The 19,582-nt window shown below is 37.2% G+C and carries 16 protein-coding genes; 2 read left to right on the forward strand and 14 right to left on the reverse strand.

The annotated features are described in order from the left end of the window. Positions 1-2: 2 nt before the first annotated feature. From hisF to CRN97_RS01045, 9 genes are all read right to left on the reverse strand, one after another. Entirely contained in the window at positions 3-761 is a 759-nt protein-coding gene (gene hisF / locus CRN97_RS01005; RefSeq protein ID WP_033154196.1) for an imidazole glycerol phosphate synthase subunit HisF, read from the reverse strand. 39 nt (positions 762-800) lie between these two features. Continuing rightward, on the reverse strand, positions 801-1,406 hold the full coding sequence (gene hisH / locus CRN97_RS01010) for an imidazole glycerol phosphate synthase subunit HisH (protein ID WP_097075519.1): 606 nt from the start codon (positions 1,404-1,406) through the stop codon (positions 801-803). Further along, on the reverse strand, positions 1,403-3,322 hold the full coding sequence (locus CRN97_RS01015) for a hypothetical protein (RefSeq protein WP_097075520.1): 1,920 nt from the start codon (positions 3,320-3,322) through the stop codon (positions 1,403-1,405). The genes hisH and CRN97_RS01015 overlap by 4 nt, the downstream gene beginning before the upstream one ends. Before the next feature lie 64 nt (positions 3,323-3,386). Beyond that, the gene (locus CRN97_RS01020) at positions 3,387-4,310 is read right to left on the reverse strand and encodes a chemotaxis protein (protein WP_074788980.1); all 924 of its coding nucleotides are present in this window, start codon (positions 4,308-4,310) and stop codon (positions 3,387-3,389) included. Between the two features lie 34 nt (positions 4,311-4,344). Beyond that, on the reverse strand, positions 4,345-5,103 hold the full coding sequence (locus tag CRN97_RS01025; RefSeq protein ID WP_097075521.1) for a hypothetical protein: 759 nt from the start codon (positions 5,101-5,103) through the stop codon (positions 4,345-4,347). An 84-nt stretch (positions 5,104-5,187) separates the two neighbouring features. Next, a complete protein-coding gene (locus CRN97_RS01030; RefSeq protein WP_143483223.1) occupies positions 5,188-6,699 on the reverse strand; it encodes a sensor histidine kinase in 1,512 nt (503 codons plus the stop codon). Further along, complete coding sequence (locus tag CRN97_RS01035) at positions 6,677-7,366, reverse strand: response regulator transcription factor (RefSeq protein WP_033154202.1); 690 nt, start codon at positions 7,364-7,366, stop codon at positions 6,677-6,679. Before CRN97_RS01035 ends, CRN97_RS01030 begins: the two co-directional genes overlap by 23 nt. 28 nt (positions 7,367-7,394) lie before the next feature. Continuing rightward, on the reverse strand, positions 7,395-8,009 hold the full coding sequence (locus CRN97_RS01040) for a hypothetical protein (protein WP_090478744.1): 615 nt from the start codon (positions 8,007-8,009) through the stop codon (positions 7,395-7,397). A gap of 67 nt (positions 8,010-8,076) precedes the next feature. Further along, positions 8,077-9,312 carry an MFS transporter gene (locus CRN97_RS01045; protein WP_097075522.1) on the reverse strand — a complete coding sequence of 412 codons (1,236 nt, stop codon included), beginning with the start codon at positions 9,310-9,312 and terminating at the stop codon, positions 8,077-8,079. Positions 9,313-9,418: 106 nt separating this feature from the next. Between CRN97_RS01045 and CRN97_RS01050 the strand changes: the two genes are divergently transcribed. Then, positions 9,419-10,501, forward strand: a complete 1,083-nt coding sequence (locus tag CRN97_RS01050; RefSeq protein ID WP_097075523.1) for an endonuclease/exonuclease/phosphatase family protein — start codon at positions 9,419-9,421, stop codon at positions 10,499-10,501. A 2-nt stretch (positions 10,502-10,503) separates the two neighbouring features. Here the strand turns inward: CRN97_RS01050 and CRN97_RS01055 are convergent, their stop codons facing one another. Genes CRN97_RS01055 through CRN97_RS01070 form a run of 4 tightly spaced genes read right to left on the reverse strand, consistent with a single transcriptional unit; the run spans position 10,504 to position 17,338 of the window. Next, positions 10,504-11,712 carry a hypothetical protein gene (locus CRN97_RS01055; RefSeq protein ID WP_097075524.1) on the reverse strand — a complete coding sequence of 403 codons (1,209 nt, stop codon included), beginning with the start codon at positions 11,710-11,712 and terminating at the stop codon, positions 10,504-10,506. A 24-nt stretch (positions 11,713-11,736) separates the two neighbouring features. After that, positions 11,737-12,567: a hypothetical protein gene (locus tag CRN97_RS01060; protein ID WP_074788987.1), complete on the reverse strand. Its 831-nt coding sequence runs from the start codon at positions 12,565-12,567 to the stop codon at positions 11,737-11,739. Between the two features lie 7 nt (positions 12,568-12,574). Beyond that, entirely contained in the window at positions 12,575-13,810 is a 1,236-nt protein-coding gene (locus CRN97_RS01065) for a DUF5716 family protein (RefSeq protein ID WP_097075525.1), read from the reverse strand. Positions 13,811-13,828: 18 nt separating this feature from the next. Next, positions 13,829-17,338 carry a DUF5717 family protein gene (locus CRN97_RS01070; RefSeq protein WP_097075526.1) on the reverse strand — a complete coding sequence of 1,170 codons (3,510 nt, stop codon included), beginning with the start codon at positions 17,336-17,338 and terminating at the stop codon, positions 13,829-13,831. A gap of 163 nt (positions 17,339-17,501) precedes the next feature. On the opposite strand from CRN97_RS01070, the gene CRN97_RS01075 reads away from it, so the two are divergent. Next, positions 17,502-18,590, forward strand: a complete 1,089-nt coding sequence (locus CRN97_RS01075; RefSeq protein ID WP_044934680.1) for a pyridoxal phosphate-dependent aminotransferase — start codon at positions 17,502-17,504, stop codon at positions 18,588-18,590. Here the strand turns inward: CRN97_RS01075 and CRN97_RS01080 are convergent. Further along, positions 18,579-19,577 (reverse strand): glycoside hydrolase family 25 protein, encoded by a 999-nt coding sequence (locus tag CRN97_RS01080; protein WP_179670635.1) that lies wholly within the window; start codon positions 19,575-19,577, stop codon positions 18,579-18,581. The genes CRN97_RS01075 and CRN97_RS01080 overlap by 12 nt on opposite strands. Positions 19,578-19,582 lie beyond the last annotated feature (5 nt).

The raw sequence follows: 19,582 nt of genomic DNA on the forward strand, positions 1-19,582 counted from the left end.
TTTTATAATCTTACAGAAACCCCTTGATTCCTAAGATATTTCTTTAAATCAACGATTTCCAGTTCCTTATAATGGAATAAAGATGCCGCAAGAGCCGCGTCAGCACCACCAATTGTAAGAGCATCCTTAAAGTGCTCCATATTGCCAGCGCCACCTGAAGCAATGACAGGAATATTTACAGCATCAGAAACAGCCTTAGTGAGTTCCAAATCAAATCCTGCTTTTGTACCATCACAATCCATAGAAGTAAGAAGAATCTCGCCCGCTCCAAGCTTTTCGCACTTAATAGCCCATTCTACTGCATCTATGCCGCAATCTAATCTACCGCCGTGCTTATAAATGTTAAAGCCTCCATCAAGACGCTTCTTTGCATCAATTGCAACAACGACGCATTGGCTGCCAAATTTATCAGCAGCATCTGAAATAAGACGAGGATTGTCAATTGCAGCAGAATTGACAGAGATTTTATCTGCTCCCTCACGTAAAAGAGCTTTGAAATCATCTACAGTACGAATACCACCGCCAACAGTAAAAGGAATAAATACCTGTTCCGCAACTCGACGAACCATATCCACAACTGTATTTCTACCATCAGATGAAGCTGTAATATCAAGAAATACTACTTCATCCGCTCCTGCTTTATCGTAAGCTGCTGCGATTTCTACAGGGTCCCCAGCATCTCTTAAATCAACGAAATTAACACCCTTAACGACCCTTCCATCCTTTACATCTAAGCAAGGAATAATTCTCTTAGTAAACATAACAAATCTCCTATATTGAAACCAACAACTGTCAAATCATTAAATCTCTGCAAAGTTCTTCAAAATCTGAAGTCCTACAGATGATGACTTTTCTGGATGGAACTGACAAGCAAATATATTGTCTTTCTCAACAGAAGCATGAATATGACAACCATAATCTGTTGTAGCTGTAACAATAGAGTCATCCTTTGCTTTCAAATAATACGAATGAACAAAGTATACAAACGAACCCTCATCTATACCATTAAACAAACGTCCCTGGTTTGGATAATCCAAAGAATTCCATCCAATATGTGGAACCTTTAAGCCTGGTCCATCAGGAATACGTACAACCTCTCCATTAAGTAAATGAAGTCCCTCAACCCCTGGTGATTCCTCACTTGATTCGAATAAAAGCTGTAGGCCCAGACAAATACCAAGAAATGGCTTGCCGCTGGCAACATATTCTTTAATAGCTTTATCAAGTTCGTATTTTTTAAGATGGTTCATAGCATCAGCAAAAGAGCCGACCCCCGGTAACACCACATGGTCGGCTTTTTTAATTACACTAAAATCCCTGGTAAGGACAGTTTCCTTACCAAGGATTTTAAATGCTTTTTCTACACTTTTAATATTTCCTGCATCGTAATCTAGTATTGCAATCATAAATCTGGTAAACCTAAGCCTCTCAGCACCTTTCTAAGTTCTATTGTATAGTAATGACGGTTTGGCTGATTATATATAGCTAAGGCTTCCTCTTCCGATAATCCGAAAGTCTCGGACAGTTCAGAAATTAAAGTAGCGCCATATGCATCATATTGGTCGGCAATACCATATTCTGCAGCATCATCCTTATATTTTTCGTATCTTCCAATACCAATAATCAAGGAATCTAGCGCATAATTATACTGCTCATACTGAATGAATGCTTCGTATTGCTGCTGACAAAGCTGCAAATCAGCAAGAGTTCTTGCTTGATTTCTGAGTAAGGCAACATCCTCATCAGATAAATCAAAACCATTAAGCTTTTCATATGCTGCTATATAATCGCCCGCTTCGAACAATTCATTAGCCTGTGCCATATGACGCTTAAGACCTGTAAAGGTCATCCCAACCATTACTACACCAATTATTGATATAGATAATACCAAAAATGTAGCAATAATGGAAATAGGAATTTTAGGAGAATTATCAGGTTCCTTTGGTTTCTTTTCTTTTTTAGGCTTTGGTTCCTTTGGTTTCTTCTCCTTAGCCTTTTCTTTCTTGGCAGCTTCCTTCTCTTTTTTGGCCGCTTCTTTTGCAGCTTTCTTTTCTTCTTTAAGTCGTTTTTTCTTTTCCTTTGGATCTTCCTCAGGCTCTGGAACTATTGGATTTCCATCTTCATCATAGGTAATCTCAACAGTGGTATTCTTTGCTGCTTCCTCTGCAAGCTCATCCTCGTCAGGAGGTCCAAAAAGAATAAGTAAAATCTTTTGGATAATAGGATTAGGTTCTTTCCCGCCCTTTTCTCCTTTTTCCTTTTTAGCTTTTTTCTTCTTTTTCTTTTTACCTTTGCCTTTGCCTTCTTCTTCCTCTTCTTCCGGCTCAGCTTCCTCGGCAGATTCATCAATGTCTGCAGCTTCTCCAGCACCTTCTTCATCACCACTTAAAAGTGATTGAATATCAAGAAGGTCCTCATCATCACCTTCAAGAAGGTTTTCGAGATCCAAATCGCCATCTCCTGATAAATCAGGCTCGTCTCCATCACCGTACTGAGCTTCATCTAAAGCATCCATCTCATCAGGAAGAAATTCTTTGAGCGAATCATCAAGTGGTTCGTCGTCTCCTGAATCCTCAATAATATCATCTAATGATAAACCAAAATCATCTGAATCATCAGAATCTGCAGGACTTTCCTCATCTAAAGGAGCATCCTCAGGCTCTTCAATAAAGTTGGATAAATCTATTTCTCCATCATCTGGTATCTCTATAGGTGAATCATCTGCTGCTAAATCAATCTGAGGTTCATCATCTTCAAGAATATCCTTTAAGCTAAGCTCATCAGAATCATCCTCAGCTTCTTCTGTATCAGGCTCTAACGACTCAATTTCTTCTGAAGCCATTTCTTCCTGAGAATCCATTGCAGATTCGCCTTCGTCTTGGGCAACTGGTTCTGGTTCATCCAGTTCATCCTGTGCCTTATTGACAACACTTTTAATATTATTAAGAAGAGAATTTACAACACCTTCAGAATCCGGCAATTCACCTGTTTCCTGGAAAATGCGCTCTTCTTCGTCGATTTCCTGTTCAAAATTACTAATAAATAAATCTACATCGTCAGTATCCAATTCTTCTTCAAATTGGCGCAAAAAATCCTCCTCGGAAAGAACCTTTCTGAGGTATGGATGGGAAGTCTTAGTCTGTGCCTGAGAAGAATCAATTCCTGTTGCAGTAAGAAAATCCTCATCAGGAGCAACAGCCTTGCGGCTCTCAACAACCTGCTGTTGCTTCTTCATAGCATTCTCCTGGACCTGCATAGCATCAGTCTTAGCCTTATTTATTGAATTCAGTAGTCCATCTAAGTAGTCCTCTGACTGAGACATCTACATGTCCTCCCTTAAATTTAATTAAGGGGTATGCAAAGCACACCCCTCAGTTTTAAAAATTTTAATTGCCTTTACGAGCGACTTCGTATTTAGCAACAAGCTCATCAACAACTGAAATAAGCTTACCAATTTCAGGCTTTGTAAGCTGAGCATCGGCACCAAGGCTTTCGCCCTTACGTCTAATCTCGTCGTTAATAAGTGATGAGAAAATAATAAGTGGAATGTTCTTCATTACATCATTCTCTTTAACGAGCTTGCAAAGTCTGTGACCATCCATAAGAGGCATCTCGATATCAGTGATAATAAGATGTACGTCATTAAGAACTGTACCTCTCTTGTGGAACTCAACAAGCTTGTCCCAACCTTCCTGACCGTTCATATTAACGATAAGGTTAGTGTAACCAGCCTTCTTCAAGCACTCAACAATAAGCTTTGAAAGAAGAGGTGAATCCTCACAAAGTAAAATAGGTGATTTACTACGATCTTTTGTCTCGTAATCATCCATTTCTGAAACCTTAAGACCAGTCTCAGGATTGATATCTGTAACAATCTTCTCGAAGTCAAGAATAACAACGAGTCTGTCTTCTAACTTAATAACACCTGTTGAAACACCAGATTCATCTGAACTGATAGTTGCATCAGGCTTGATGATGTCTTCCCAAGAAACACGATGGATTCCAAGAACCTCATCAACGTGGAAAGCTGTATTCAAACTGTTGAAGTTTGTAATGATGAATAAGCCGTCTGTATCAGCTTCATCTGTAATATTTAAGCACTTGCGAAGAGAAATGACAGAAATCATAATATCTCTTGGCATGAAGATACCTTCTATAGAAGGATGCGCGTTAGGTAGAGGTGTTACTGGTTGATATAACAAAATCTCCCTAATCTTGGCAACGTTAATTCCATAGAAATTCTTGCCAACCTTAAATTCAAGTACTTCGAGCTCGTTAGTGCCCGACTCTAATAAAATATTAGTATCCATGCAAATCTCCTCTCATTTAAATCAATTATATGATTTATATGGTTGTCCCTCTTGTTGTGCCATCACTTGTAATAAATAATTCAAGTGAGGATATATTTTCTACTGACGAATCGCTGAAAAGAAAGACCAAAATAAATGATTTGGACTCTCCAGCTGCCAGTATGCCATCATAGTTAGCTAAATCATTTGACAATGGTGTGTACTGAGTACTCTCTTTTGCTCCACCGTTCAATGATAAATTGTATGTTCTTCCTGTATATTTTGAGAAATCAACAGATGAATCTGATGTATTTTTAGCTTCAATAGAAAGAACTACGTATTTTTTGCCAGAAACCTGTGAAAGTACAAAATTATTTGTTTTGTAATCGGCAGCTACATCAAATTCAGCGCAAGTAAATTCTACACCTGGTATTTCAATTGCATCAGTCATAGAATATCCTGCATCCTCAGAACCTTCCTCGGCAGTGCCTTCTTCAGTCTCATCTGTAACTATAGGTTCTCCAGTTTCTGGATCATATTCGACTTCTGTATTTTCCTCGTCAATTGCCTCTTCTGTTTCCTCTGAATCAGTTTCATCCGGTGCATATTCATCATCCAGCTCGCCAGGCTTTACACGAGCATTTGCAATTCCTGTTGTCTGATTTTTATTGAATTTTGAAACAGTTTTCGAGGCATAAGCTGTGATTACCGCCTCTTCTTCCTCTGTCATAGTATACAAAGGTTCACCACAAGCGGTGAAAAGCAGAGAAAAACACATAACCGAAATCAAAAGGAAAAATCTTTTAATTTTCATGCTATCTCCTAGAAGAATAAACTAATCATTAATGGTATGTTAGCATTAATATGTGTATTGTTCAACACAAAAAATCAGAAAATTCTATGAATTTTGTTTGATTTTTGTGTCTTTTGTCAAAGTTAACTCAAACCAAAATTCAACTCCATTTGGCAAGTTTTCAACACCAAATTTTTCATGCATCAAATCCATTGTAGCTTTAACAACTGACAAGCCGATACCACTGCCGCCATATTCACGGCTTCTAGCCTTATCAGCTTTGTAAAACTTCTCCCAAATGTGCTTGATGTCCTTCTTGGCAATGTTATTTCCGGAATTGAATACACTAATTCGAACTTTGCCTTTTTTAACAAAATCATATCTTACATTAATGATGTTTTCATTTAATACATAGTGAATTGCATTACTAATAAAGTTAGTAATAACCTGCTCCACTAAGAATTCGTCTGCATGAACCACGCAAGGTTCTTTGTTGATAAATGAATATGTAATATTCTGTGCTTCGAAATTGATTTTATTGCTATCAACGACACTATCAATCATCTCTGTCACATCAAAATCAACCATATCCATATTCATCTGACCAGCTTCAAGCTGATTAAGAATGAGCATTTCTCTAACCAAACGGTTCATCTTGTTTGCTTCATCAATGATGATATCAAGATAAATCTGACGGCTGTTCTCATCCTCCATAATGCCCTCCTGCAGACCCTCGGCATAGCCTTGGATAAGGGCAATTGGTGTTTTAAGCTCGTGCGAAACATTTGATACGAATTCCTTTCGCATATTTTCATTTTCTTCACGAACTTCAAGATCGTGTTTTAGGCTTTCATTAGCAGTACGAAGCTGGCTAATTGCACGTTTTAATGTAGTAGACATTTCATTAACATGCTCGCCCAAATCATCCATCTCATTATATATAACCTGAGGCGTGTACTTTGCTTCGAAATCGAAGTTTGAAATACGCTTCGTTATATCAATTATGTTAAATAATGGCTGAGTAAACTTTGCAATCGCAAAATGACTAAATACTGTAGTCATAAGAATCGCAACCAGAACCATATATAGGAAAAACTTGTTTGTGATTGAACTGGTATGCTCCATTGCAGATAAAGTAGCTCTAATAAAAACGATACTACCATCAGGGAGCAATCCTAATAGAACAAGATAATCATCCTCTGAACCTGGAAAAGCCTGCTTAAAAATCTCGTAATTATCATTCTTGTTAATGACATCTACAGATTCATCGTTTGAAAACATTGAATAATTGAGTTGATTCAATAAAATCTCAGAATTAGTATTAGACGAAATTAAAGGCTCTCCGCTAGCGCCTGTAACAACGCAATTTACAGAAAACCTATCAAATAAGGCTGCTATTTCTGCTTCATAATCTTGTCCGTATAAAACACCCTCATTGCATTTATTAGACATGATATCGTAAAGCTCTACCATATCCTGTCTCTTTGTTAAAACATAATAATCGCCTAAAAAGCAGGATGATAGAATACTAACAATAACAAGTGAACCAAGTATGATTGCAACTATCAATCCTACAATTTGGCGATTAATTTTATTAGACCTTTGCGTCGACTTCAAATTTATACCCCATGCCCCAAATAGTCTTGATGTAGTTTCCCTTATCGTCTAACTTACTACGAAGCTTTTTAACGTGAGTATCGATTGTTCTAGCATCTCCAAAGTAATCATAGTCCCAAACATGATTGAGAATCTTTTCTCTTGAAAGAGCAATTCCTTCATTATTGATGAAGTAATAAAGCAACTCGAATTCCTTAACAGAAAGCTCTACAGGAGTACCATCGTTAGTTGCTACATGCGCATCAACATCCAGCTGAATGCCACCAGCTTCAACAACCTTCTTGCCGATTGAATCATCTGTGCTTCTTCTAAGAACTGCATTAACTCTGGCCATAAGAATCTTTGGAGAAAATGGCTTGTTAATATACTCATCAGCACCAAGCTCAAAACCATTAAGAACATCATTTTCCTCGCCCTTAGCTGTAAGCATAAGAACAGGTATAGAAGAAGTCTCTCTGATTTCTTTCAAAACGGCAAACCCATCAACTTTTGGCATCATAACATCCAAAATGATAAGTGATATCTCGCTGTCCATATAGAACATGTCGAGAGCCTGTTCACCATTTTCGGCCTCTATGACCTCGTAATCCTCTCTTACCAAATAATCCTTGATAAGTTTTCTCATTCGGCTTTCATCATCAGCCACAAGAATTTTGTTTTTAGACATAACACCAACCCCAATCCTTGAAATAATATTATTGTTGTTCCTGTTCCTTCTCCCTGATAGCTTCTTCTCTTTCGGTAAGATCCTGCTCCCAAGAAGAATACTTGTCGATTAGCTTTTCTTCGTAATCGAGTATGGTCGGGCTGTTTATTGTGGTACTCACATAAAACATTCCCAAAACGCAAAGCAACAATGCAATGCAAAAAATTAATAGGACTTTGTTGATAGCTTTTAGTCTTTTGATTTCTGAGGAATCATTTGTGACTTTAGCCACAACTTTTTTATCGGCTTTTTCCTTCTTAGCTTTAGATACTTTTTCATCAGAAGATGAATTTGTATCTTCTGTTTTTTCTTCTGGTGTCACGTCTTTAGGGGGTTCTTCTAAAGAATAAACAGGAGGAATATCCTCTGGCGTAAAAACCTCTGAATCTAAAAGATTCTGCCTAAGCTGAGCTAGAAAACTCATACCGATTTCAGTGGAAAACATTCGCTGATTCAAAAGCTTTTTATATACAGTGAGCACAGCATTCTCATCGCTGTCTTTAATCTGCCCCAAGATATACTCAACTGCCTTAAGCTCTTTGGCGGCTTTTTTTGCTTTATTCTCATCATCGAAAATGTATCCACCAATATTATACTTAGCCATATTAATCCTTTAAAATAATTGTATATAATTATTTTAGCAATTTGTACCAAAAAAATCTATCTTTTATTTAATTATTTTCGCAGATTTTTGCTAATCCAAATATAGCTATTACCACTCCTGCAAAAGTGACAATTGTACCAAACCATAAAGCAGGTGTTACACCAATAATTCTAATTAATACACCACCAAGTAAGCTTGAAAGTAAATTACTAAATGTCATAGCTATAGTTACAAAAGCCTGTCCTTTAACAGCATCCTGCTTATTCATGATTTCATCTACAAAATGGACAGATGCTGGAATGAAAATTGCAAAAGCCAAAGCTTGGAACAACATACTGAAATATAAAAATCCAACAGATGTTGCCAAGGTTGTAACAAGAATTTTAACAAAATAAAATACCGCAGAAACACTAAGAAGCTTTTTGGTGCCAAATTTATCCTTAAGCTGATTAAAGAAAATCATAGCAGGAAGCTCTACGATTGCCTGTAGTGCTAGGAGCCCTCCGTTGCTTGCCTCGTTCCCTCCAACATTGACGGTGATTTGATATAAGAAATTGTTTATCAAAACATGTCCAAAATAAAAGCAAACAACACCAATTAAAAATACGAAAAACATCTCATATTTACTAATAAACTTCTTTACTGATTCTAAACTTAAACTATCTGATTTTGATTCTTCGGAAAACGGATCATAATCTTCATTAATTTCAATTCCCGAATTCTTTAATTCTCTATATATAAGAATGATTGCAACAACAAAAGCTGCAGAAACAATAAATCCAAGAATAGTTACTGCCCTTTCAGATGTAAGAGTCATAAAATTTCCAACAAGCAAACTCATTATAAAAAAGAAGAAAGACCCGCTTGCTCTGGCAACTCCAAAGTTCATTTTCACATTGTATTTTTCAATATGGAAATTAAGTGCATTCAAAAATGGCTGTATTACTGTGGCAACCATAGCTCCAATAAAGAATGTGAAGCTAGTTCCAAAGCCCTTAGCGTTTGTTCCTATAGCAAAGAATAAATCCAAGGTAACAATAGCACCAAGCAACGCTAAAACATCTACCACATCAAAGCTAGCAGCTTTATCTGTCAGATATGAAACAACCTGTTGTAACACTGTAGCTACTAAAAAGGCGATAGCAAATAAAGCACCTATCCCAACTGTAGAATAACCTCTGTTAGATAAATAAGCTGAGCCCATGCTGATTGTACAGCATACCATCATCCAGTATAGACCCTGAGCTATTATGTAGTATAAATTCAGTCTGTACTCTCTTGACTCTTTAATTTGAAAAATCATGTCTAACTCCTTAAAATTATTTTAATATATTATGAATTTTAGAATTCTAACAAGCTTTTATGATATATTATTAATGAATTTTTAAACGTCTGAAAGGAAAGAATATATGGCAAAAAAAGTTTTAAAAACCATTCTAATTATTCTACTAATCATCGTTCTTTTATTTGTCGGATATGTAGTTTATGTATTCGCTTCGTATTATCGTTTAGACGATAATCTAGAACTCGAAATCGAAGGTTCAGCATCTACAGATACTCTTTCAATCGGAGAAACCTATCGAATAACATCTGCAAATCTTGGATTTGGTGCATACTCTGCAGACTATTCATTCTTCATGGATGGCGGCACAGAGTCATGGGCCTACTCAAAAGAAGCTGTGTACGATAACATCAATGGCTCAGTAGATAGCGTTATGTCATTAGACCCAGATTTAATGTTGTTCCAAGAAGTAGATATCGATTCTACAAGAAGTTATCACGTAGATCAGAAAGAACTTATCATTTCAGATTTAGCTGATGCTGATATAAGTGATGTAAACTACACTTTCGCACAAAATTATGATAGTCCATTTTTAATGTATCCATTTACACAACCTCACGGAAAATCAAAAGCTGGACTCTTAACCGTTTCACCAGCCACAATAACAAGCTCTATCCGTCGCTCGCTTCCAATTGAAGAAGGCTTATCAAAGTTCATCGACCTGGATAGATGCTATTGCAAAAACTATATTAATCTTGATAATGGCAAGCAGCTTGTTTTATACAATGTTCATTTGTCTGCATACACTACAGATCCATCAACTGCTGAAAACCAGGTTGTCATGCTCAACGAAGATATGACCGCTGAGGTTGAGGCAGGCAATTACGTTATTGCCGGTGGTGATATGAACAAAGATATGCTTGGCGATTCCTCTGCATACTTCGGAACAACAAGTTCAGCAAATTGGGCTCAGCCATTCCCAGAAGATTTATTATCTGATGACTTTAGTATAGTAGGACCACTTGATGAAGCAAATCCTGTTCCATCATGTAGAAACGCCGACACACCATACACCGAGGATTCCTTCGTATTAACAATCGATGGTTTCATTGTTTCTTCAAATGTTAAGGTTGAATACTCAAATGTATTAGATACAGGCTTTGCGTATTCAGACCACAATCCAGTCTATATGGACTTCATTTTAGAATAATATTAAGCATTCTTTCTGGCACTGCTTGAGCTTGTGCCACAGAGCTTATCAACTGATTTGATGATTTCCTGAATCTCAGGTAGATAGTGCTCATGGTTAATCATGAGCCTATCTATTTCATCTCTTTCTTCTTGAACAATCCTACGATGATCATCTAATCTATCCCTAATCTTCTTTCTTCGCATAACAAGTCTATGTCTGCATTCTGACATATCCTGTCTATCAACAAGGGCATTTACCTGATTCAGCCAGATCTTATCATCAGCAAGTCCAATCTCACCTAAAAGTCTCTCCAATTTAGAATTGTAAAACTCAAGGTCCTCATTGTTTTGAATATATCTTTGCTGGTCTCTAAGCTTATCTTGATACTGCTCCCAAACGTATTGAAGCTCGGCCGAAGTTTTGACAAAATATCTATCTTTTGAATACTCAACTGAATTGGTAACATTAACGTATTTCATTCTTTCTACGTTGAGCATGCTAATAGCCTGATTCAAATGAACAATAGCAACTTTGTTTTCTCTGGCAATTGTATTCTGACGAACAAAAACAATAAATCCGCTAACAGCGCAGATAAATAAAACTATAAACACCCAGATAGAAATATCTGCCTGAGCTGCATTGTACATAGCAAGCAATAAAATAAGCAGCGTCATAAACGATGCAAGAATGGCAACGGCCATCTTTCTAAAGAGTTTAATCTGCCCCTGAAGCTCTTCTCTTTCGATTTCCCATCGACTTTTTTCACCTTCAAGATAAGCAAGATTTCGCTTAAGCTTTGCCTGATATATTTCGTCTGATGCAAATCGATTAATGATTTCAGGCATATCAGCCTCATCATCAGAAATCACTTCGTATTGTTCATCTGTAATGTTTCTCTGGATTGATCTTGCATTAACAAGATTGTTTTCCAATTCGCATATACGTGACGCAGTATTACGAAGCTCCTTTGCTTTTTCCTTTGGCAGATTCTCAATAGCCTTTATATCATTAAGATAACGAGTAACAATGCGATACTCCATCTTTTGGCGTTCCATAGCCTTAGTGGATGCAATAATCTGCTCGCAGGAATCCAAAATATAATGTTCAAGCTTCTTTGGATCTTCCCAACTATCGATTCCTTCGATTTGGGAATAAACTCTGTTAAAAGCATCATCAATTTTAGCTGCTCTAAGTTCTTTTTTCTTTTTTCTACTTGAAAAAAATCCCATACATTTCTCCCTTTAGGATATTAATTAAATCCTGCAGATTTTTATATATTCTTCTTTCCAATTATTGATAACATTTTGGATTGTTTCCTTTGACACTTGAGATGACTCACCATAAAGCAAATCATTTATAGCGCTATCAAAACCAACAATATCTTCTTTTATTGTGGACCTGGAAACAATCTGCAAAACTTCCTCTACATCACTTCTAGGAACCTGATATTTGGAAACATATTCCTCAAATCCAAGCTTATCCTTGCCACAGCGAGCTGCGTATAAAAGGCAATAAAGTGTCTGCTTCTTTTGATTGCGTTTGTATCCCTCATCAAAACATTTGCTGGCCTCATCAAAAAAGAAAAGCTTTGCAAAAGCACATCCTAAATTGTGATAAACATCTCCTTCAACGGTGCGAGGCATTGTCTTTGCAACATCCTCAGCAAGTAGAGTCTCGTATTCATAGATGGCATCTACAAGCTTGTTGCCAAGCATTAGTCTATCAGCTCTAAGCTTACGTCTTTCGGCCTCCGATTTGTTTTCAAAGGTTGAAATAATCGAAAGGGCATCCTTAATCTCTTTGTTGGAAGCGTATCCATTGGCACTTAAAATATGACCTACAAAAATATGTAACGGCGAATTGTTTTGCACCATTGACTGAAGCTCGCTAGCAAGCTTAGGAAACTTAAGCTCTCTTCCAATCCAATTACAAAGTTCCGTGTTCATCAGCTTAGTAGAAAGCAAATAAACATTATTTAGCATGTAATAGCTAAGTTCCTCAAGTGAATATACATTTAAAGACACTTCTTCTATGTAATAAGGTGTAGCTGCTATTGAATTTTTGCAATAAATCAATGTACTCATAAACTACCTACTTAATTGAAATAGTGTGTTCCCAGCTTTTGCCAGAGGATGGAGAAATTTCTCCGAATCCTAAATCCGTAATTACGATAGATACAGCCACATCAGAAATAGGACTTGCTTCTATTCGAAGACGAGTAGTTCTGTTTTCTCTTTTTGGCATATCTGTTAATTCAAGAACCTCTGTGTGAGCTTCCCTTGATTCTGGCCTTTGAATATAGAATTCAAGCTCTGGCTCACCATCCAGAATTACTTCACACTCTCCCTTTGCATCGTACCAGCTTTGGCCAGCATCGATAAGGGTGAAAAATTTCATAACATTATTTTCTAAAATTTTTATTGAAAGATTAAGCTTTAAATCGTTGTCGCCAATGTAAATGAAAGGCCAGTCGCGTTTGCCATCCTTGGTGTAGCCTGCATAACATGCGCCCTTTGAATAAAGGTTCTTTCCCATGAATACCTTACGGCCCTTGCAAAGTCTAGCAAGGCTGACCTTCATCCACTCGCCATCAAAGCCGTCACCAACAAGATAAACTGATGAAAACAACGTACTTCCAAAAGTATCTGCTATTATCTCATCAAACTTTTCATCTCGATTGTCGGTAATATCTCCATGATTGACTACATCAAGTGTAATCATCTGAGGACGAGTGCTTTGATTACGATTCAACACACACGAAATCATGTTTGAACCGCTGTAATCAAAAAGGGCTACGCTATATAAAAACAACTCCGGCCTCTGTGATAATGCATAAAAGTAAAAGCATTCGTTGCGGTCAATAAGCATAAGCCTATTGGAATCTATGGATAATCTGGAGATGATATAATTCATCAATTCCATGACCTCAAGATTTACCTGGTCTACGCAAACAACAAGCTTTTCTATATCCCCCATGGCAGCCATAGGACCTGGAATAGCAAAAAGCTTATTAAAATATATAACCATAAGCTCTCTGGCCTGAAAGCTTTCTCCATCAACAAAAACTTCCTCATTCTTGAGAGCCAAAATATATAAATCGTCTACAAGCATAGCCTCCTTTGTGCGGCTTTTGCTAATAGCATCATCGCCAAAAAACCATTGTCCCATACCGTATCGCTTAGCAAGTACTGTAGGGATGGAATAATTTTCCTCACCAAGAATCGTGCTGACTGTAGCCGGCTCATCCATATTTGATTTATAAATACTAAGAACTGTGCTTCTGGCACTAATATCTATGCCAAGATAAGCCCCCTCAGAATTTCCCATATAAATCCTCTTTCACCATTAAATAATAGTAAATAAATCTCTTGTAACAGCATCCAAACCCTGATAAGTCTTAAGGTCAGCAGCAAGCTCTCCTGCTTCCTCATATAGGTTGTGCCGGCTGATACTATTCATTAGAGCGAATCGTCCATTCTTAACATCAGGCTCTTCACTCATAACTATTGTGTCGCTCTTTAAAGGATTTTCTGAAAGCTCATCACAATAAATTTCGTATCTAAGCTCGTCACCATAAAACAGGATAAACTGCTTTACGTACAATCCGTCGTACATTTCAATCATATCCTCCTCAAGAGGCTCCTGACCGTTGATAGAGTATGTGATAACGACAGATTTTCTTTTATCAGTAGCAATTTCTATGAAATGCTTGTCATACAAGTGATATTTAATTTTTAGTTTCTCATTGCAATTAACAAAGAATCCAAAATACTGGTTACGCAAAATAGCATCTGCCAAAAGCATATCCAGCATGCTCATATCATCTTCATCCAGGTCTTTCTGTAGACAAAGATACTTAAGAAGAGCTATTCGCATACTTTCGTTAACTGTAAGGCCCTTTTTATATCTATTGTAAATATGTGAGAAAATCTCTCCTGGCACTTCCTGGTGCTCAGACAAATAACTATGTGCTTCGTATGTAAGGAAAGCCTCGACAATCATTTTGTTGTTCTTTCTAGCAACATATGAATCAAAAACTTCCATTATGCCATCGCAAAGGAAATCCCTATACAGAACCTGTGTAAGAATTCTTTCAGAGAATTCCACAACATCTTCACCACGCTCATAAGCGTTGTTGTAAATCAGCATCATGACGTCTGTTGGGCCAACATAGAATTTGATGAGATACTTAATCATATCTCCATGTACAAATCCCTTTTGTAACAAATGAGCAGTCATCAGGATAAGGAAATCATCTGTTTTTTCAGAATCCTGATTTATCATAAACTGACACAGCTTTGTGGCAACCTCCGGCCTTAGCTGAGAACCGTTTGTGTGCTGAAGCATGTAGTAGGCTTCCTCGTATTTGCTACGGCTAACAAATACTTCAAGAACATCGGCAATCACCTCTGCTCTAAGAGATTTCAGATCTGCCTCATGCATAAAATGACGCTCTATCAAAGCATCCTCTTCGTTTTTACGAAGTACCTTGATAATCTTTGGATACATGCTACGCAAATAATCCAAAGAAATCTGCTTAGAATCCAGTAACATTTTGATGCTTTCTGAATCTTCCAGATTGTTTAAATCCATAAGAACGAAAGCCATGCTCTGTGGCGCCAATTCCTTAAGGGTATTGAAATATGCAGTAGCATCTATAACGTCTTCCTTAAAGTATGCTTCATCATCTACAAACAGATAACCATCATTATCCTCAAGGAAGAAAACACCTTCGCTGCCTATGTAGTTAACATAAGCTTTATGATCTGAAACATTAGCAATCACAGGTGTTTTGAACTCATCCTGATATAAGAAAATTCTACGTATATCCGGATTGATAACGGCCAGCTTCTTTTTGAATGCCAGCTCTGAAACAAGCTTTGCAACCTCTTTGTCAAAAATACCAAGCTCCATGAGACGCTGATAACATACAGCAAGATTGTCATCCAAACGACCAAGCTTCAGCTGCTCAAGTGCAAAGGTTTCTATAGCTGATTCATAATGATCATAGGTATCACTGTCTTCTGCCCTGTGCAAAATAATATTGGCATAAAGAAGCGCTTTCTTTTCATAAGAAAGATCGTTGTTGTATTTAAAGAACATTGTAAGAAGCTGTGGGAACCTATCTACAGAATAGGTAGGCATAGCTTCCATGTATGCCTCAAAAATTCCTGATACATGCAAGTTTGCTTCGATGGCCATTTTAAACCACTTGAAGAATTTTTCTTCGATGTAGTTTGCCTTTAAAAGATAGGTAACAATGGCTAGCAAAAACTGTAAATCAGGATAGATTTCATAGCAGGCTTCGATAATAGGAAGCGCTTTAGGATTGTAGGTCCTCTCAGATTCAATAACATGAATCATCTGAATGGCAATATCTTTAGAAATTGCATTTTTCTTTCTCGCCCAATTAAGGACTTTGATTGTAAGTTCATCGAAGGATGATATTAAATATGGATCCTGGACAAAAATATAGTAAGCCTCAATGTAAAGAAGAGGCGAATCAAATCCTCTTGATACCCAGTCTGAAATATCCCTGAGCTTAGCAGTAGGATTCTTTATGTATTCCTTTCTCAGGAACATCAAAAACCAGAAAAGCCTAACATCATCAGAATGCTCAAGATAAATAGACTCTATGTTGCCAGTAAGCCTATCTACGTATGATTCTTCCCTTTCGATGAGGGTGCAAATATACAGAAGAAAAGCCCACTGTGTGCTGCTTTTATCTTCGATAGTTCGCTTCAAATCTTGAATAATCCAAAGAGCTTCTTGCTTTTGGTTGTTTGTAACATAAACCAACGCTCTCATCAAAAGAGTAAAATTGTCTTCTTCATCCTCTTCTGAAATGGAATCTAATACAGAAAGTGTCTCCTGACACCACTGGCCTGTAGTGATTTTGCGAAGTCTAAAGTCTTCGTAGAGACGACATGCCTTAAGAATCTGCATATCCTTCTTATGCTTTTCAGAATCTAAAGTGGCATCCTCTTTTAAAGATGATGCGATAATAGTGATTTCCTTATGAATGCCTCTGTAATCAAATGAAATCTTTGCATAATTAAGACCTTCGTGCATTCTATCTTTGTGAATGTAATAATTCATATTGAAGATAGAGCCAAGGAAAAAGTCAGATGTAATATGTTCTTTTTCAACTGACACAAAATCAGCATCGCATGAAACTTTTACATCGATGTAGCCCCATGTAGAACGAACAATTTCTATTTCACCACGAATGTTTTCATTAACCTCGTAGTATTTGTCACATCTCTCCTGCACATCAAAGGACATCTTTGGCTTTAGTCCTGTAGAAACAAGGAATTCGTCTACATTAACAGCAGCAATCGGAGCTGCTTTGAAGCCACGATATAATAATCTGGTGCGTTTATCTAAATCAGAAATGAACTCAGCGAATCGGTCTGAATAGAACACAGAAACAGCTTCACTGAAATGATTTTGAGCAAGCTCTGCAAAAGCCTTTAAATCATGAATTTCCCCAACAGAAGTGATTAAAGGTCGAGTAGCGTATGTAATGGTAAAAGGAATGTGCTTTTCAATTCCTACCGCTACAATAATGAACTCACCTGAAAGAGCCTCTCCTGATTTGTAATTGAAATCGTCCACTTTATATTCGATACGAACGTTTTCCTTGTCAAACCAAGGGTCGCTAAGTTGCACGTATGGATTTGTACAATAGACTACGCCCCTGATTTTAACATTGTTAAGACTCTTAAAGAAGAAACTGCCAGTAAATGTATCGCCCACATAGCATGTCTCTTCTATCTGTTCTCTTTCGAATTCTATATTTGGTTTTAAGTCATCGAATTTATCCTCTGATATTCGATAGATTCTTTTTCTCAAAACATTCTTCCTCTACATTCCAAGGATTAGGTATACACCCACTAATCCTAGCATATTCTTTTCAAATTATAGCACAACATGTTGTGTTTTCAAACGAAATAGAAACAAAAAGATGGATATTTGTTAAACGTGGTGCTACTATATAAAAAACGAGGTGATAGGCATGATTAAACACAAAGACCACTTCCATGGAAGTGATTTAGAAAAAATTGAACAAATCTACGGAATAAAAAAAGAAAACATCATTAGCTTCTCTGCTAATGTTAATCCACTTGGGATTTCTCCTAAATTAAGAGAAGGAATCAAGGAGCAAATCGATTGCATTACAACATACCCTGACAGAGATTATGTACAGCTTCGTCAGTGCATTGCAAACTACTGCTCTACAGAGGTTGAAAACATAATTGTAGGAAATGGTTCAACAGAGCTGATTTCCCTTTTCATCCAGATTCAGCAGCCTAAAAAGGCTCTTATTTTGGGACCAACATACTCAGAATACGAACGCGAAATCGCTTTATGCGGAGGCAAGACTATCTACTATCCTCTTCGTGAAGAAAATGATTTCGTACTTGATCCAGCTCATTTTATAAGCAAGCTATCAGAAGATATCGATATGCTTATTATTTGCAATCCAAACAACCCTACAGGTACTGCAATTAACGTCCATGACATGCGTCTTATTCTTGATGCCTGCAAGGAAAGCGATATTTTTGTAATGGTAGATGAAACATACGTGGAATTCGCAGAAAATGTAAAAGAAATATCTGCAGTCAGCCTTACCAGAACCTATACAAACATCGCAATACTGAGAGGAACTTCCAAGTTCTTTGCAGCCCCTGGTCTTCGATTAGGCTATGCTATTTGTTCTAATTCTGATTTAATGCAGATTATGAACCAGCGTAAAGATCCATGGTCAATTAATTCAATCGCCGTAATAGCCGGCACTCTAATGTTTACTGATGAGGATTACATTCAAGAAACAAGAGATTTAATAAAATCAGAAAGAGACCGCTTGTTCAAGCTTTTTGATGAAAGTAGCCGTTTCAAGCCATATAAGCCACAGGGCAATTTTATGCTCTTAAAAATATTAGAAGACGGCATTACAAGTGGGGATTTATTTGACAGATGTATTCGTCAGGGTCTCATGATCAGAGATTGTTCCACATTCCCTTATCTTGGCGAAAAATACATTAGAATTTGCTTTATGAATCCAGAAGATAATACAAAATTGGCTAGCCTTTTATTGGGCTAGCCAAATATCTAAATCGACATTTCCATTTATTCCATTTACACTACCAGTTTCAGAGTACTGCCATATGTCAAACTCATATGGCCAGTAAAACTCTTTGTTATAACCAGCAAACCATTTCTTGTAATCAGTAAGCTGAGTAAAATCTAGAAGCATCGCTCCCATTTCAGTATTATGATAAATCATAGAATCATATCCTGCATTCTGGACAGCCTCTAAAAATGTAATCGTAAGTGCTGTTCTATCTTCTACTGTAAGGCTATTTGTTCTAGCCTCGCTATCGCTTACCTTTTCAACGTCAAATACAATTGGAAGCTGAAGTGTATATCCATCTAAAAGATTAAGTACAGTGGATGCCTCTTCTAAAACCTCAGCCTGTGAAATCGCCTGTGAAAATACATAAACGCCAACATCAAGTCCTGCTGCTTGAGCTCCTTCGATGTTTTCGATACATTTCTCATCTACGACGATTTTGCCTGTGCCATATCCTCTGTAAACAGCTCTGACAAATACAAACTCAACTCCATCGGCAGCAACTGCCTCCCAATCGATATCACCCTGATGAGAAGAAACATCTATTCCTTTTCTAGAAACAACCTGTCCGTCCACTACATATGAATAAATGCCATTTTCATCCTCTTGAAGATTATTGATATCAAAAGAATTCTTAGGAAGCGAATCATTAACTGGAACAAAATTATATTTGGAATTTGCTGCAACAACAATATATTCTGGGTAAAGAGACTTCAAAACCGAAATGATTGTGTTCCCCTCTTCTAATGATTCTTTGATAGAATCAAGAACACTTTTCTGGCCCTCAGCCTTTGCCTCATCTACAAGCTCCTCAACCTGCTCACTAGAGTAAGTTTCCCCTTCCTGAACCTGTATTCTGCTATGTGTATCAGCAACTATGTAAATAATGCCGACTGCAATTAAAGTAAAAAATATTGATAATGTAGATACCAATATATATCTAAGCGCTCTTTTCATAACCA

It is taken from the genome of Pseudobutyrivibrio ruminis DSM 9787, assembly GCF_900218035.1.
Taxonomy (GTDB): Bacteria; Bacillota; Clostridia; order Lachnospirales; family Lachnospiraceae; genus Pseudobutyrivibrio; species Pseudobutyrivibrio ruminis.